Source organism: Janthinobacterium sp. BJB426 (genome assembly GCF_002735705.1).
GTDB lineage: Bacteria > Pseudomonadota > Gammaproteobacteria > Burkholderiales > Burkholderiaceae_D > Janthinobacterium.
Genome location: NZ_PDZL01000007.1, coordinates 168126 through 183438, shown reverse-complemented (window position 1 = coordinate 183438; position 15313 = coordinate 168126). Strand labels below are relative to the sequence as shown.

Annotated in this window: 11 protein-coding genes; 3 read left to right on the top strand and 8 right to left on the bottom strand. The window is 63.3% G+C overall.

Annotated elements, in window-relative coordinates; genetic code table 11:
* The first annotated feature begins 105 nt into the window (after positions 1–105).
* Entirely contained in the window at positions 106–2028 is a 1923-nt protein-coding gene (locus CSQ93_RS14015) for an autotransporter assembly complex protein TamA (RefSeq protein ID WP_099378553.1), read from the top strand.
* The gene (locus CSQ93_RS14010) at positions 2028–6452 is read left to right on the top strand and encodes a translocation/assembly module TamB domain-containing protein (protein ID WP_099378552.1); all 4425 of its coding nucleotides are present in this window, start codon (positions 2028–2030) and stop codon (positions 6450–6452) included. The genes CSQ93_RS14015 and CSQ93_RS14010 overlap by 1 nt, the downstream gene beginning before the upstream one ends.
* Before the next feature lie 80 nt (positions 6453–6532).
* Here CSQ93_RS14010 and CSQ93_RS14005 read toward each other — a convergent pair whose 3' ends face one another.
* Together CSQ93_RS14005 and CSQ93_RS29220 are read right to left on the bottom strand one after the other, a co-directional pair.
* A complete protein-coding gene (locus CSQ93_RS14005) occupies positions 6533–6772 on the bottom strand; it encodes a hypothetical protein (protein ID WP_099378551.1) in 240 nt (79 codons plus the stop codon).
* A 24-nt stretch (positions 6773–6796) separates the two neighbouring features.
* Positions 6797–6949: a hypothetical protein gene (locus tag CSQ93_RS29220; protein ID WP_168208500.1), complete on the bottom strand. Its 153-nt coding sequence runs from the start codon at positions 6947–6949 to the stop codon at positions 6797–6799.
* A 222-nt stretch (positions 6950–7171) separates the two neighbouring features.
* Between CSQ93_RS29220 and CSQ93_RS14000 the strand changes: the two genes are divergently transcribed.
* The gene (locus CSQ93_RS14000) at positions 7172–7690 is read left to right on the top strand and encodes a hypothetical protein (RefSeq protein WP_099378550.1); all 519 of its coding nucleotides are present in this window, start codon (positions 7172–7174) and stop codon (positions 7688–7690) included.
* Between the two features lies 1 nt (position 7691).
* On the opposite strand, the gene CSQ93_RS13995 is transcribed toward CSQ93_RS14000, so the two are convergent.
* From CSQ93_RS13995 to CSQ93_RS13970, 6 genes are all read right to left on the bottom strand, one after another.
* On the bottom strand, positions 7692–8501 hold the full coding sequence (locus CSQ93_RS13995; protein ID WP_099378549.1) for a hypothetical protein: 810 nt from the start codon (positions 8499–8501) through the stop codon (positions 7692–7694).
* An 87-nt stretch (positions 8502–8588) separates the two neighbouring features.
* Entirely contained in the window at positions 8589–9167 is a 579-nt protein-coding gene (locus CSQ93_RS13990; RefSeq protein ID WP_324847121.1) for a nucleotidyltransferase family protein, read from the bottom strand.
* Between the two features lie 4 nt (positions 9168–9171).
* Positions 9172–10170 carry a DUF4424 family protein gene (locus CSQ93_RS13985; RefSeq protein ID WP_158301225.1) on the bottom strand — a complete coding sequence of 333 codons (999 nt, stop codon included), beginning with the start codon at positions 10168–10170 and terminating at the stop codon, positions 9172–9174.
* A gap of 5 nt (positions 10171–10175) precedes the next feature.
* Complete coding sequence (locus tag CSQ93_RS13980; protein WP_099378547.1) at positions 10176–13007, bottom strand: ATP-binding protein; 2832 nt, start codon at positions 13005–13007, stop codon at positions 10176–10178.
* 8 nt (positions 13008–13015) lie between these two features.
* Complete coding sequence (locus CSQ93_RS13975; protein ID WP_099378546.1) at positions 13016–13759, bottom strand: hypothetical protein; 744 nt, start codon at positions 13757–13759, stop codon at positions 13016–13018.
* Complete coding sequence (locus CSQ93_RS13970) at positions 13752–15122, bottom strand: hypothetical protein (protein WP_099378545.1); 1371 nt, start codon at positions 15120–15122, stop codon at positions 13752–13754. Before CSQ93_RS13970 ends, CSQ93_RS13975 begins: the two co-directional genes overlap by 8 nt.
* Between the last annotated feature and the right edge of the window lie 191 nt (positions 15123–15313).

The window sequence follows — 15313 nt, the reverse complement described above, 5'->3', positions numbered from 1 at the left end:
CATTTACTCATCTGGAGCACCATGTTTTCTGCACGACCCATACGGCATACGGCTGCCGGCAAGGCGATACGACCACGAATTTTGGCACAAGTAGTGACAAAAGTAATGGGGCAACTGACACTGGCGGCCGCCGGCGGTGCCATATTGCTGTTTCCCATCGCCCATGCCGGCGCGCAGGAGGCGACGCAAGAGCGCCCGCAAGACGCCGTTGCCGACAGCCCCGCCGCCACGGAAGCGGCGCCCGCCCCGCTGCAGTACGAGGTCAAGGTCAACGCGCCCGGCGACCTCGATGAGTTGCTTGAAAAAAACCTGGATCTGGAACGCTTCCGCGGCAACCCGCGCATGGACCGCGAGCAATTGCGGCGCCTCGTGCGCGCTACGCCCGAAGAAGCCAAAAACCTCATCGCCACGGCCGGCTACTACACGCCCGTCGTCACGGTGCGCGTCGATACGACGGGCGCCAAACCCGTCGTCATCGTCGACGTCGACCCGGGCCAGCCCGCGACCATCGACAAGGTCGAGCTGGAATTGCGCGGCTTCGATCCCACGCCGCCGCTGGCCGCCAGCGAGCCCTACGATACGGAAGCCCTGAAGCGCAGCTGGTCGCTGAAGACGGGCAGCGTGTTTCGCCAGTCCGACTGGGAATCGGCCAAGCGCGCGCTGCTGCGCGAAGTGGTGCAGACGCGCTATCCGCGCGCCCAGCTGGTCGATACGCAAGCCGTGGTCGACCCGGAAACGCACAAGGTCTCCTTGCTGGTGGTGCTCGACAGCGGCCCCGAACTGCGCTTTGGCGAGCTGCGCATCGAAGGCCTGAAGCGCTACCCGGAAGCCATCATCCGCAACCTCGACAAAATCCGTCCCGGCGAGTACTACAGCGAATCGGCGCTGCAATCGTTGCAGGCGCGCCTGCAGGACACCGGCTACTTTGCCAGCGTGGAAGTGAGCGCCGACATGAGCAGCATTCTCAACGAGCAGATCGAAGCGGGCCAGGAAAGCCAGCAAGCCGAGGCCGCAAGTGCCAGCGCCGGCGCCGTGCCCGAAGCCAAACCCGTCAACCGCGGCCCCGCGCCGCAGCTGCCGCTGGTGGTGCGCGTAACGGAAAACAAGCAGCAGAACGTCAGCGCCGGTCTCGGTTTCAGTACGAATACGGGGAATCGCGCCCAGCTCAACTATGACAACCTGAACGTGTGGGGCACGCGCTTCAAGAGCGCGATCACCATGGAAACGAAGAAACAGGCAGCGCACGCCAATTTCTACTTTCCAACAACCGAGCGCGGCTACAACGATAGCGCAGGCGCCTCGTTCGAGCGCAGCGACATTTCCAACGAAATCACGGCCGTCACGACCATTTCGGCCAAGCGCAACTGGGGCGGCACCAACCTCGAGCGCAGCCTGACGTTCGAATTCCTCAGCGAAGACAAGACCGTCGTCGGCCTGGAACAGACGCGCAGCAAGAGCTTGCCGCTGACCTATGCCATCACCAAGCGCAGCCTCGACAGCCTGCTGTTTCCCACCAAGGGTTATGTCATCAATGCCCAGGTGGGCGGCGCCCTGCTGCCCGTGCTGACGGACGAGCGCTTCGTGCGCGTGGCCGGCAAGGCCGTGTATTACCGTCCGCTCGGTGAAAAAGGCGAGCTGATCGTGCGCGGCGAAATGGGCGCGCTCGGTTCGAAGGAAAAACGCGGCGTGCCGGCCGTCTACCTGTTCCGCGCGGGCGGCGACCAGTCGGTGCGCGGCTATGCCTACCAGGAACTGGGCGTCAAGGAAGGCGACGCCACGGTCGGCGGGCGCTACATGCTCACCGGCAGTGCCGAATACCAGTACTGGTTCAAGCCGAAGTGGGCCATTGCCGCCTTCTATGACGCCGGCAACGCGGCCGATACCGTGAAAGCGGCCATGACGCCGAAGTCGGGCTACGGCCTGGGGGGACGCTACAAGAGCCCCGTCGGCCCCATCAATGTCGACGTGGCGTACGGCCACGCCGTCCACGCCTACCGTTTGCACTTCTCTCTGGGATTCACTTTCTGATGTCCGATATGACCACCGAGGCGCCAAACGCCGCGCCCCAGCCCCCAGTAAAAAAAACGCGCCGCTGGCCCCGCTATGTGGCGATCGCCGTCGCCAGCCTGGCCGTGGTGCTGGGCGGCGCCTTCTGGTTCCTTGGCCGCGAATCGACCTTGCAGATGCTGGTGCAAAAAGTGGCCAGCGCCAGCGGCGGCGAGATCGCAGTGTCGGGCGTGTCCGGCTCGCTGTACAACCGCATGCACCTGGGCCACGTCAGCTACCGCAGCAAGACGCAGCACATCACGGCCGACAATATCGACATCAACTGGTCGCCGTTCCAGTTCTTCTCGGAAGGCATCGCCATCAGCGAACTGCACGTGGCCAGCTTGTCCGTGGAAAGCACGGCGCCGTCCGAAGAACCGTCGACCATGCCCGCCAGCCTGGCTTCGCCGTTCAAGATCGGCATCGCCGACGCGCGCCTGGACAAGGTGACCCTGGTCAGCGCGGGCGGCAACACGGTGTTTGAAAAGATCCACTTCACCTTGTCCGGCGACAAGTCGCAATGGCAGCTGGAAGACGCTTCGGCGCTGACGCCGTTCGGCCAGGCCACGGCCAGCGCGACGATTGCCGCCACGCAGCCATTCAAACTGTCAGGCAAGGCCGGCTTGACGCAGCTCAACCCCGCCGCCGGCGAAAAACCGGCCGCCCTGGCGCTGCAGCTGGGCGGCGACTTGAACGTGCTGAACGTGACAGCCAAGGGCAGCGCGGGCGCGGCCACGGCCGACGCCCAGCTGGCGCTGGCGCCGTTCGACCCTGTCATCATCCTGCGCTCGGCCAATATCCGTGGCCGCAACATCAATCCGGGCAAGTTTGACGCCACCTTGCCGCAGGCGGACCTGAGCCTGGAACTCGACGCCGCCATCGACACGCGTCCCAACGCGCAGACCGTGTCGGGCAAGCTGGCCATCCTCAACCACGCCACGCCGGGCCCCATCGACCAGCAAAAATTGCCGCTGCGCCAGTTCGAGGCGCGCCTGGGCGGCACCCTGACGGCCACCACGCTCGAATCAGCCATCATCGACTTCGGCAACGCGGGCAAGTTCACGGGCAGCGGCAAGCTCAACCGCGAGGCGGCCGACGCGCCCATCGGCGATGCGCAATTGACCCTGCACACGGACAAAATCGACTTGCAGCATATTTACAGCAGCATCAACAGCACGAAAATCGTGGGCGATATCGTGCTCGACAGCGACGGCAAGACGCAGACCCTGCGCGCCAAGCTCGGTGAAGCCAAGCTGCGCCTGGACGTGGAAGCCACCCTCGCCGATTCCTTGGTGCAACTGCGCAAGGCGACCTTGCAAGCAGGCAAAAGCAGCGTGAATGCGACGGGCCAGATCAGCCTGAAGGATGAGCAGCCCTTCAAGGCCGTGGCCAGTACCAGCCGTCTCAATCCCGCCGACTTCGGCGCCTTCCCCGTGGCCGACCTGAACCTCGACGTGCGCGCCAACGGCCACGTGGCCCCCCAGTGGCTGGCGAATGCGGACTTCACCGTGCGCCCCAGCAAGCTGCTCGACCAGCCCCTGTCCGGCAAGGGCAAGCTGACGGCCGATGCGGCCCATTTCAGCGGCATCGACGTGCAGTTGGCGCTGGGCAAGAACAACGTGACGGCCAAGGGCAACTTTGGCGGCGCCGGCGAAAAGCTCAACTGGAACGTCGATGCACGGCAACTTTCCGCCCTGCAGGGCGATTTGCTGGGTACCGTGCTGGCCAGCGGCGTGGTGCAAGGCACCCTGCAGCAGCCGCGCACGAGCTTCGTTGCGGATGCGAAAGGACTGGGATTGACCAGCGGCAAGCGTCCCGCGCCCGACAGCGCCATCCACGCCAGCGGCGACGTGGGCCTGACGGGACCGAAGAAGGAAGCGGAACTGAAAATGACGGGTTCCTTGCAGAAGATCAACCCGGCCGCGTTTGGTGCATCACTGCCCAATGGCAACGTCAATGCGGATTTCAACGGCAACGGCCGCCTGAGCGGCGACTGGCAAGTGGCCCTCAACCTGGCCCTGCGCGAATCGACCTTGCAAAACGCCCCGCTGGCCGGCTACGCCAAACTGTCGGCCAACGCCAAGCGCATCGACAGCGTGGATACGGAACTGCGCCTGGGGCCGAACAGCCTGCTGGCCAAGGGCGCGCTGGGCGGCGCCACCGACAAGCTCACCTGGAAACTCGATGCGCCGCAACTGTCGACCCTGGGCCCGCGCTTTGCCGGCGTGCTGCAGGCGGCCGGCTCCGTCTCGGGCAAGATGGATGCACCGGCAGCGCAACTGACCTTGGATGGCCGTGACCTGACCTTCTTTGGCGACCAGCAACTGAAATCCATCAAAGGCAGCGCCAGCGTGGGCGCTGGCCAGGGCGCGCTCGACCCCATGGTCAGCAGCCTGGACATCATGGGCTACAGCACGCCCACCTTCAAGCTGGCCAGCGCCCGCCTGGCCACGACGGGCACGCGCGGCAGCCACACCGTGAACCTGGCGGCGCGCAACGACGATTTCGATGCCACCGTGCAAATCCGGGGCAGCCAGAGCGGCGCCAGCTGGACAGGCACCATCGACAGCCTGCAAAACAAGGGCCGCTATGCGCTGGTACTGCAAGCGCCCGTGCCCGTCAAAGTGGCGGGCCCTGCCGGCAGCGGCGTGGCGGGCCTGGGCCAGCCTGAACAGATCAGCGTGGGCAACACCGTCATCAAATTGCCCGCAGGCAGCATCACCATGCAAAACCTCGTCAAGAACGGCCCCCGCTGGACCAGTTCCGGCCAGGCGGCCGGCGTGGCCCTGACCTATCTGGCGCAAGTGATTCCCGCGCTGCAAGCCAATGCGCGCAGCGACCTGACCTTGGGCGCGCAATGGTCGCTCGACATGCAAGTGCCGACGGCCAAGCAGAAAGATCCATCACTGGCCGGCATGCTGCACATCTACCGCGAAAAAGGCGACGTAACGGTGGGCGTGGAACAGCCGCTGGCACTGGGCTTGCGCACCCTCGATGCAAGAGTGGACGTGGCCAACCAGCAATTGCGCCTGGCCGTGAAACTCGATGGCGCGCGCGCGGGCCAGAGCGACATCAATGCCACTGTGCAAATGCTGGGCGGACGCATCAGCAATGACAGCGCCCTCTCGCTGACGGCCACCACCAACGTCGATACACTGGCCTGGCTGGCGCCACTGACGGGCCAGCCAGGCCTGGAACTGGGCGGCGCCCTGAAAATCGCGCTGGCTGGCAGCGGCACCATCGGCGCGCCGCAATTGAATGGCGACATCAACGGCAGCAAGTTGCTGGTGAACTGGGCCGACCAGGGCTTGAAATTGCGCAATGGCGTGCTGCAAGCCAAGCTGGCCGGCGATCAATTGCAATTGCAGCGCCTGAGCTTTGACGGCGGCGATGGCAAGGTGCAGGCAGATGGCTGGGTACGCTTTGCGAATGGCGAAGCGAGCCTGGAACTGAAATTGATGGCCGACCGCCTGCAGGCGCTGTCGCGCCCCGACCGCACCTTGATCCTGTCGGGCAACAGCACCTTGGTGCGCAACGACAAGCGTTTCAGCTTCGAGGGCAAATTCAAGGCCAACCGCGCGCTGATCGAACTGGCGCCGCAGGATACCCCGACGCAAAGCGGCGACGTGGTAGTGCTGGGCAAGGAAGTCAAAGGCAGCAAGGAAGCGCCATCCTTGCCCCTGAATATCGACCTCGAGTTCGACCTGGGCAATGCCTTCCACCTGCGCGGCATGGGCATCGATGCGGACCTGGCTGGCAATGTGCGCGCCAGAGTCATCAACCGCGCCGCGCCACGCGTGACGGGCAGCATCAAGGTTACCAGCGGCCAGTACGCGGCCTACGGACAAAAGCTGTCGATCGAACGGGGCTTGATCGCCTTCACGGGCGCCTACGACAACCCGTCCCTGAACATCCTGGCCGTGCGCAAGCGTCCCGAAGGCGAAGCCTTGTCGGAAACGAATGTGGAAGCGGGCGTGGAAGTGCGCGGCACGGCCCAGGCGCCAACAGCCAAGCTGGTCTCCACGCCGAGCGTGTCGGACAGCGACAAGCTGGCCTGGCTGATCCTCGGCCACGGCGCGGAAACGGCGGCCGGCGATGAAATGGCCCTCCTGACGACGGCGGCAGGCGCCCTCTTCGGCGGCTCCGGCGGCGGCTTGCAGGGCAAGCTGGCCAGTTCGCTGGGCCTCGATGAAGTGGGCCTGTCACAGGCACAAGGGCTGGAAAGCACGGTCGTCACCGTCGGCAAGCGCCTGTCCTCGCGCGCCTACCTGACGTTCGAGCAAGGCACGAGCACGGCGACGAGTCTGGTCAAGCTGCGTTACAAGCTAAACCGCCGCATCACTTTGCAGTTCCAGACGGGCACCAACAATGCGCTGGACGTCCTTTACACCTGGGCGTTCGATTGATTCATTGATTGATTCAACGCAAGCGAAAAACACAAAGGGCGCCTCGGCGCCCTTTTCTTTGCTCTACCGCAAAAGCGATCTTACTCAGCCACGTCGAGGCCCCGCTCGATCATGCCTTCGACATACGCGCGCAGGTATTGTTCCAGCGCGGGGCCGGACAGCACGTTGGCCGTCAGCGCGCCGTGCGGCGAGCCTTTCAGCACGCCGTCGTGGTACACGCGCGCAATCCAGGCCACGTCCGTGCCCTGGGTGTAATCGAGTTCATAGTCGAACGATTCTCCGCTGACTTTGCGTGTGTAGACTTCCTTGACAATTGCCATCTAAAACAGCCTTTCTTGACGAGATTAACTGGGATGCGGGTGCGGCACGGGATCATCCTGCGGCACCGGGTGCACGGGCCCCGGATGGTGCCCGGGCGCTTCTTGCGGCTCCGGCGCCGGCATGGGTTCGTCGACGGGCGCCGGGTCGGGCGCGCGGTGGGCATGGATGACTGACATGGCTGGCCTCCCTGCAGACAAAAGAAGACCATACCACGAGATGCCCGCCGCTGCCCTTATTTGCCTGCCAGTTTGATATCGGCGGCCAGCGCCCTGCCATGACAGACCATAGTGCTTGCATGCCAAGTAAATGTCAACATGCAACTTTTACCGTTTGACAAGCATCGCCGCCTGTCCCCATCTGGCTTACAATCGCTGTTTTACCCGTACCCGATTGCATACATGGAAACCACCACCCTCGCCCTGCTGTTACTGGTCCCGCTGCTGGTCTGGCGCATTTATTCGCGCCTGAAGAAACTGGTGGCGCGCCAGAAGTCGCAGCTGTGGCGGCACTGGACCGTGGCGATCGCGTTTCCCGTACTGCTGTTGTTTCTGGCGACGACGACGAAATTCGACACCCTGCCCCTGTCCAGCCTGGGCGCGGCCGCACTGGCCGGCGGCTGGCTGGGCGTGCTGGGCCTGAAGCTGACGCGCTTCGAGCACGTCGGCAAGGATTTCTTCTTTACCCAGCACCGCTACCTGGGCCTGGCCATCACGATGTTGTTCATCGCACGATTGCTGTACCGTGGCATGGAGATCTACCTGAACTCGCGCCAGGACGTGCCCGTGCCGCCGCCACCGTTCGGCCAGAGCCCGCTGACCATGGCTGCCTACGGCCTCGTCATCGGCTACTACGCCGTGTATGCGTGGGGCCTGGTGCGCTGGCGCCAGCGCAACAAGCCCTTGCAAGCCTCAGAGTAAATCAATAGTACTGGCACAGGCCAGTACACGTCGTCACCGACAGCGCCTGGCGTATCGTCGCCAGCGCCGGCGCCAAGGCAGGGTCGAGGTCCTTGTCCGCATCGGCCAGGCTGGTCAGCAGGCGCTCGCGCAAGGGCGGCGCCATCAGATTGGCATTTGCCGTGGCATGCTGCGCCGCCGTTGCCAGCATGACTTTCTTTTGCGCCACATTCCAGAACGGCACCTGCACAAACTGCACCACATTCGCAAACATGGTGCTCGATCCCTTGCTGAAGGCGCGGGCGCGCATGCGCTCGGCACCGCTCACGTCCTGCGCCGGCTGCGTGCTGAACTCGGCTTCCATCAAACCGATCAAGTGCGCATGGCAATGCACGCCGAAGGCAAACAGGGCGGCCATTTCATCGCCATAATTGGCCAGGTTCTGCGTCACCTGCTCCCGGCGCGCCTGCTGCAACTCCGCGCCGGACAGCAGCAGCGGCCGTTGCAAGCCAAACGTGTAATACGCCTTGCCCAGGTTGGTCGCCCGCTCGCACGCGGCCACGCTCTGGTTCATGTCCTGCAGCGCGGCCACGGGCGCCTGGAACAGGCGCGGGCCATCGGCGACCTGAGCAAACAATGCCGCCACGGCAGGGTCGGCCAAATGCGGCAAGCTGCCATCGGCAGTGGACGCGGCCATCATCGCTTCCAGGCGCGTGGCAGCTTGCTGGAAATCGGTATAGCTGTCGGCGCAGGCGACGGGTGCTACGAGGGCGGAGGAAAGGCAGAACAGGTGGCCGAGGCGGCGCAGCGGCGTGGAAATCAAGAAGGACATGGGATCAGGAAAACACTATTGGAAAATTGGCAATTATAGGCAATCTGTATCCACAGTGCATTTAATTGCGTTTTACACCACATTTATCTAGGCGATGATGGTGACGCGCGGCCAGTGCGCCGCATAGTCCTTGCTGGCCAGGCGCTGCGCATAGCCGTCCAGGCTGATGCGCGCCGGGTTGCGCCGCACCACCATATTGAACAGATCATCGAGGCCATGCGGCGCGACGATGCCGATCTCGCCGTCAGGCTGCAGATAAATGCCAACCGAGGTGGCAAATTCGGGCCAGGAAGCGATGGCGTCGTCGAGCGACAGCAGCGGCGGCACGGCATAGCCAAAAGCATCTTCGAACCACAGGTGCACCCGCGCCTGATTGCAGACCTCCCACGGCACGCCGGGCAACGCAGTTTCCAGGCGCTGGCGCAGTTCCACCTCGCGCCGGGGTTGCACATCGTGCGCATCGAAATACGCCACGTCGACGTCGCTCAAGGCCGACGGTTGCGCGTAGCCGTGCAAGGCGTCCCACACGAGGTTGCGCACGGCGCCGGCACCGATGCAGCAGTGGGGCAAGCGCAGCTGCGCCACGGCTTGCAAGGCTTGCATGCACCACGGTGTGGCGCGGGCGATGGCGCGCAAACGCACCGCCAGTGCCTGCTGCTCGCTCACGTGCTCACGGCCGGATCTGCGGCGCCACGCCGTCGTGGGCACCACCGATCTCGACATTGCCAAAGTACACGTCCAGGTCCTGTTTCGGATGGAAGTTGCGCAGCTTGACTTGCAAGGTGGTGGGGTTGATTTTCGTAAACGTACCGGGGAAGCACAGGCTGACCAGCTCGTCCGACTTGCCCTTGATCAGGTTCAAGGTAAAGTCTTCGATGCCATTCTTCCATGTATTGCCCGTCGTCAGAATGTACGAGACCCACACGGCATTAACGAAGCCGCTTTCACCCTGCTTGGCCGCCAGGCGGTTCCACGTCTTGTAGAAGGCCTTGTCGCCGCAGTATTTCTTTTCAAAGGCATTGCCATCGCCCAGGTAGGAAGCGCCAGGACCGGCCGCGACGAACGGCGCATATTGATGGCGCACGCGCACGACTTTGCCGGCGGGGAATTTCTGCTGCCACAGGTAGATGACTTTCACGGTCCAGGCCGGCACCCATTCCTCGTCGTACAGCTGGGCCAGTAGGCCTTCACGTATCATGATCTTGCTCTGCGCGGCCGTCAGCGGCGTCACTTTCTTGTCGAACGGCGTGTGCGAAGGGAAATAGGCAATTTGCGCATCCGACAAGCCCAGCTGGCGCAAGCGGGCCGTCACGTCCTCGGCATCGAGCTTGGCGACAAAGGTGGTTTTATAATCCTTGCGCTTGCCATCCACGTCGACAGTAAACTGCTGCGGCTGGCCATAATACGTGGGCGAGCCGTGGTAGCCGGACGCGTATTCTGGCAAGGGGAAGAAGATCGTCTCTTCCACATCCCTGGCCGATTCATTGAGGAATTCGTACTCGACCTTGATCAAGTCCGTGCTCACGCTGAGCACTTCCTTTTTCATGGCCACGGCATCCGTCTTGCCGAACAGAATGCCGCCCGCGCTCACGGAACCGATGCCGTCGTTGGCCACGGCCGTGCCGGCCAATGCCAGCGACAGGGCCGCGGCCAGAATGAGCTTGCCCATGGCCATCACGCCACCTTGCCCGATACGGGATCGACGCGGCGCTGCAGCACGAAAATCGGTTGCGCCCATTGGGTATCCTTTTTCTTCTTGCTGGTGATCAAAGTCAGTTCCGACGGATCGTAGACATCCGTGTTGTGCGTCAACGGCGTCGTCATCAGGTATTGCGCTTCCGTGTTTTTCAGGAACTCGCCGACCAATTGAATATTGCGGATATCGAGGTGGGCAAACGGTTCGTCGATGAAGACGAAGCCGCCGGAACCGTCCTCCGATTTCAGCAAGCCGATCAGCAACACCAGCGACTTCATCACTTGCTGGCCGCCCGACGCCTCGCCATCGTTCATGCCGATGACGCCCTTGCCGTCGAACTTGAAGCGCACGTGCAAGCCCGCCTGCGACAGCTGCACGTCGTCGTTTTCCAGGCGCACGGGGTCGGCATGCACTTCGATGCCGGCCAGTTCACCCAGTTCCTTGATGTTCTTGCTGTACGTCTTGATGGTGTAGCGCAAGCGTTCCATGTAGGCGCCGCGGGCATTGCCCGTCGCTTCGATGGCGCGGTTGTTCTGGTAGCGGCGCTCGTCCGTCTCAGACTGGCGGCCATGCAACTGGTCCGACAGGCGGTGATGCTGGTCGATGACGGTAGCGTCGAGTTCCCAGTCGTCGCGCGCCAGGCTGTTTTGCAGGCTGGCCACGCGCAGATCGACCTGGTGCGCATTCTGGTGTTCGGCCACCAGTGCCGCGCGTCGGCCCGGCCTGCGCCAGCTTTTCGGCAAGTGGCGCCACGCATGGCGCAGGGCCAGCAAGGCGCGCGCATGCTCGGCGCGCTGTTCGATCTGCTTCTTGTAGCCGAGGCGCGAGCCGGCTTCCGCCTCGGACAGGGCCAGGCGCGCGTTTTGCCACACGGTATCGGCACGCGTACGCGCCACGGTGGCGTTCTTGGTGAGGTTTTGCAGTTCGCCCAGGCGGCCGCCCACTTCCAGACGCTCTTCCTTGAGCGGCTTCGAATTGCGCAGCGCTTCGGCAAATTCTTCCTGACGCGCACTGAGTTCCTTGGCCGCGTCGACGCCGGCGATGCGCGCCTTCAAGGCGCCCACTTCGGCCGCCAGTTTCGAGATCGCCAGGGTCAAGGTGTCTTCCTGTCCTTCCAGACCCGGCAGGGAGCGCAGCAGCGCTTCCAGGCGGCCGCTGCGGCCAGCCTGGCCGAAGCGGTAGCGCGACGCTTCCACGAATAGGGAGCGGCCGCCGCGGCGTTCGCGGTGGTACGCCTCGGGCGTGATCCACTCTTCGTGATTGCCCAGCTTGAAGCCCGCTTCGACGGAATCGACGCGGGAAATGCGCGACAGCTGCTCGATCAGCCAGCTAGGCACGGGCGCGGAAAATTTCACCACGGCCAGCAAGCTTTCGTCTTTCGCCACTGGCGCCGTGACCAGCTCGGGCACGATGAAGTGGCGGTAGCGTTCCTTCTCTGCCAGACGGTAGGCGCTAGACGCATCCTTGGCCTTGTCGAGCAAGACGACCGAGGCGTAACCGCCCAACACGCCCTCGACGGCACCCTGCCAGCGGCTATCCGTCACCTCGACGATATCGGACAGCATCGCGTGTGCAATCCCCGCGTCGCGCAGCGCGCGGCGCATGCCGCGCACATTGTCCGGCTCCGGCATGGCCGTCTTGCCTTGCAGTGCGGCAATCGTCGCCTGCTCGCCCGCGATGCGGGCCGACAAGGCGTCGCGCTGCTGGCGCTGGCGCAGCAGTTCCGCTTCCTTCTGTTCCAGCTGAGCCGCCACTTCGGCGATATCGCTGCCCGAGTCCGCCGCTAGCTTGTGCAGGCGGTCCTTCTGTTCCAGCAGGCTGTCCAGCGGTTTCAGCTTGCTATTGATCAGGGACAAACGGCTCTGCAAGCCTATCGATTCCTGTTCCAGCAAGGTTTCATTCATTTGCGCGTCGGACAGGGCCTTCGCCTGCGCGGCCAGCGCATTGCGTTTATCGGTCAGTTGCTGGTCCGCCTGCGCCATCGGTTTGCGCGCATCGCGCAATTGACGGCTGGCCTGAGCCGCCTTTTCGCGCGCCTCGTGGTATTGCAAGCTGGGCAGCACTTCTTCCAGCAGGTTGCGACGCTCTTTATGCAGCCCTTCCCACTGGTGGTAATTGGCCACGCGCAGGCGCAAGCCTTCCAGATTGGTTTTCGACGCTTCAAGTTCCGTCTCGAAGCGTTTCAGTTCCACTTCCGTATCGCGCTGGTGGCGCTTGGCTTCATCGTAGGCATCCAGCACTTCCTTGTCGCCGAACACCTGGAACACCAGGTCGAGCAGCTGGCGCGGCGCGTATTCGCACAATTTGTCCGTCTCGCCCTGCTCCAGCGCCAGCACTTTCGACATGGCGGGCGACAGGCCCGCATTGGCCAGGCGCTTGCGGTAGTTTTCCACACCGAGCCAGTCGTTGGCATCCGTGATGTCCTCGATCTGCACATTGCCTGGACGCATCAGATACTGGCGCTTCCAGTCGCCACCATTCTTCTGGATCTGGCAAAACAGGGTCACTTCATCGTCGCTGAAGAAGCCGGAACTGCGGAACGGGCGATTCGACAGCTGCTTGCCCACGTTCTTGTTGTCGACCACGGCGCGCAGCCAGGCCGTCTGCTGGCCCGAGTGGCGCGCATAGTGTTTATACGTGCGGCCCATCGAGCAATCGAGGCCGAACAAGGTGCGCAAGGCGTCGAGCAAGGTGGTCTTGCCGGAGCCATTCTGCCCCGCGATGGTGATGATCTTCGCGTCGAGCGGAATATTCTTGATGCGCTGCCAATAATCCCAGTGCACCAGTTCAAGTGATTTGATATGAAACATGGGCGCTTTCAGTGAGGAAGGTCGGACGACGTCGTGTCATCGACATCGCCGGCGTCTGGCAAGTCGCCGATGTCGGCGGACAAATCAGCCGACAAGTCAGCATCGAGGTCGACGGCCACCAGGCGCGCCGGCGCGCGTTTGAACACGTCGGCCAGGGCGCCGTTGATGATGCGCTCTTTCAGGACGTCGGTATCCATCATCAGGTCCAGCAGCGGACCTTCCAGGATGAAATCGCCACGCCGCTCGATGAAGCCCAGCTTGGCCAGGGTGCCCAAATTCATGTCCATGCGCGTCTTTTTGCCCAGCTTGTCGCCGAAGTCCGACAGCAGTGCCTTGTAGGAAATGCCGATCGACGCGTCTTCCGCGCGCGGCAGCGGTTTTTCCGTGCCGAACATGTCGTTCTGGTCATCGTCCGCGTGCTGGTGCGTTTCCTGGCGTTCACGCTTGGGCAGGATGATCTGCGCCCACAGCACCACCAGCAAGGCCACGCCATCGCGCGCCAAACCGAAATTATTGTTTTGCCACACGTCACGCGCGCCGAAGATCTTCGGCTCGATGGTGCGCGTCAGGGCCAGGGTGACATGGTCGGCGTACACGTTGTCGAGCAGTTTCAAGCCGCAGGCCAGCAATCGCGCATCGATTTCGGCGCGGAACAGCTCGTCGGACAGCACGCGCTTGACGAGCTTGTCGTCGCGGCGCAGGGTTTGATGCGTGAGCAGGCGCGCAATCAGGATTTGGGAATCGTCATTCATCGGCGGTGCCGCTATCTAAATCAAGTGAAACATTCAGTGAAAGCGAGGCGATCGACATGGCCGCCACATGGGGGTCGGTCAGCTGGACCATCTCGTCGGTCGGTGTAAAGGTAATCGGCAAACGGGCCAGTTCGGCCGTCGAGCCTTGCAAGCTCGCTTCGGAAACATCGCCGAGCAGCGGCAGCATGGAGGCGCGGTACGAGGCCACGGCAAAGCTGGCCGGCAGCAGCGAGTCCTGCACGGGCACCGATTTCGGCCCCTCTTCGCCGATGCTGGGGAAATTGCCCAGGCTGGCGAAGTTTGACAGGCGGTCCAACAGGTCATCGAGTTCAAGCTGCATGGCGGGTCCGTCGCTGATGGTGGTGGGCGCATCCTCGCCGCTAGGCAGGCCCGTGTTGATGACGCCTGCCGCCCGCTCGGACAGCAGTTCCGTTTCGGCCACATCGATCATTTCGGCCGGCGTGGAGAACAGCGGTACGACGGGCTGGTCGATGGCGCCTTCGGCCAGGCTGGCCAGGTCGTCGTGCAGCAAGAGCCAGCGCTTGATGTCGGTAGTCGACAGGCCCGACTGGCCCAGGTGCACGCGCTGGCGCTCGATCTGGTTCAGGGCGCGCGAAAACATGCCTTGCATGTTCAGCAATTTACTTTGCGCGCGGCCAATCGCTTGCGCCGCCTTGTGCGTGGCGCTGTCCGCGTTTTCATCGGACGTGATCGCCACGAGAATCTCGGAACCCTTCTCGACCCAGTCGCAAGCCATGTTCCACTTCGCTTGCGCCGTGCGCAGCCGGAATTCGGAACCGGAAGCGATGGCATCGGAGAACTCCTCCGTCAAGTCCACCAGGCGCCCCAGCAAATGCTGGAGTTGCTCAACGGATACGCCGCCGACGGCTTGCGCACCAGCCACCTGCGACAGCAGAAAGCCCATTTCCGCTTCATCTTCCGTCTGCCCCAGGCCCAGCAGGCTGTCGATGGCGGACAGCACATTGCGCGCCATCGGGGTCACGCGGTACACGCCCTGCTGCGCATCCCAGGCCAGCAACTGGTTCGAGCGCAGGCGCAGCAAGACCGTTTCCAGGCTTTCCGGCAACAGATACGCCAGTTTCGTGTTGATATCGGCGCGCGTATAGGCGGACGTGGCCGCATCGGACGCCAGCTCGCGCAACACCAGCAGGCGCACCAGCACGCCATCGAAACCGCCGTGGAACAGGGCTGTAAACACTTGCAGCAGGGGCTGCGCCCGCTTCAAGTGAAATACCTGCTCGATCTCGTCGGCCGAAATATTGGGCTGGAAATGCGCCTGCAAGGAATCGTGATGCTCTTGCTCTGTCTGATTTGCATCCGTAGCCACGGCTGCACTTGCCATTATATCAATCATTCTTTTCCGGATGAGTGTTCAGCGGGCGGCGCTGCGGGCTAACGCGGCGCTGCGGGGCGGGGGCGTCAGTATATCAGTTCTGACATGCAATTTAGCGCATGGGAGGGGGAGGTGCGGACACGGCGCAACACAGCCGCTGCGCCGTGCCGGGCCAGGATGATGCAATGAGGGGACAAACA

Coding starts and splice junctions, on each gene's coding strand:
- CSQ93_RS14015 (WP_099378553.1), top strand. CDS start 106: ATGGGGCAACTGACACTGGCGGCCGCCGGCGGTGCCATATTGCTGTTT.
- CSQ93_RS14010 (WP_099378552.1), top strand. CDS start 2,028: ATGTCCGATATGACCACCGAGGCGCCAAACGCCGCGCCCCAGCCCCCA.
- CSQ93_RS14005 (WP_099378551.1), bottom strand. CDS start 6,772: ATGGCAATTGTCAAGGAAGTCTACACACGCAAAGTCAGCGGAGAATCG.
- CSQ93_RS29220 (WP_168208500.1), bottom strand. CDS start 6,949: ATGTCAGTCATCCATGCCCACCGCGCGCCCGACCCGGCGCCCGTCGAC.
- CSQ93_RS14000 (WP_099378550.1), top strand. CDS start 7,172: ATGGAAACCACCACCCTCGCCCTGCTGTTACTGGTCCCGCTGCTGGTC.
- CSQ93_RS13995 (WP_099378549.1), bottom strand. CDS start 8,501: ATGTCCTTCTTGATTTCCACGCCGCTGCGCCGCCTCGGCCACCTGTTC.
- CSQ93_RS13985 (WP_158301225.1), bottom strand. CDS start 10,170: ATGGGCAAGCTCATTCTGGCCGCGGCCCTGTCGCTGGCATTGGCCGGC.
- CSQ93_RS13980 (WP_099378547.1), bottom strand. CDS start 13,007: ATGTTTCATATCAAATCACTTGAACTGGTGCACTGGGATTATTGGCAG.
- CSQ93_RS13975 (WP_099378546.1), bottom strand. CDS start 13,759: ATGAATGACGATTCCCAAATCCTGATTGCGCGCCTGCTCACGCATCAA.
- CSQ93_RS13970 (WP_099378545.1), bottom strand. CDS start 15,122: ATGGCAAGTGCAGCCGTGGCTACGGATGCAAATCAGACAGAGCAAGAG.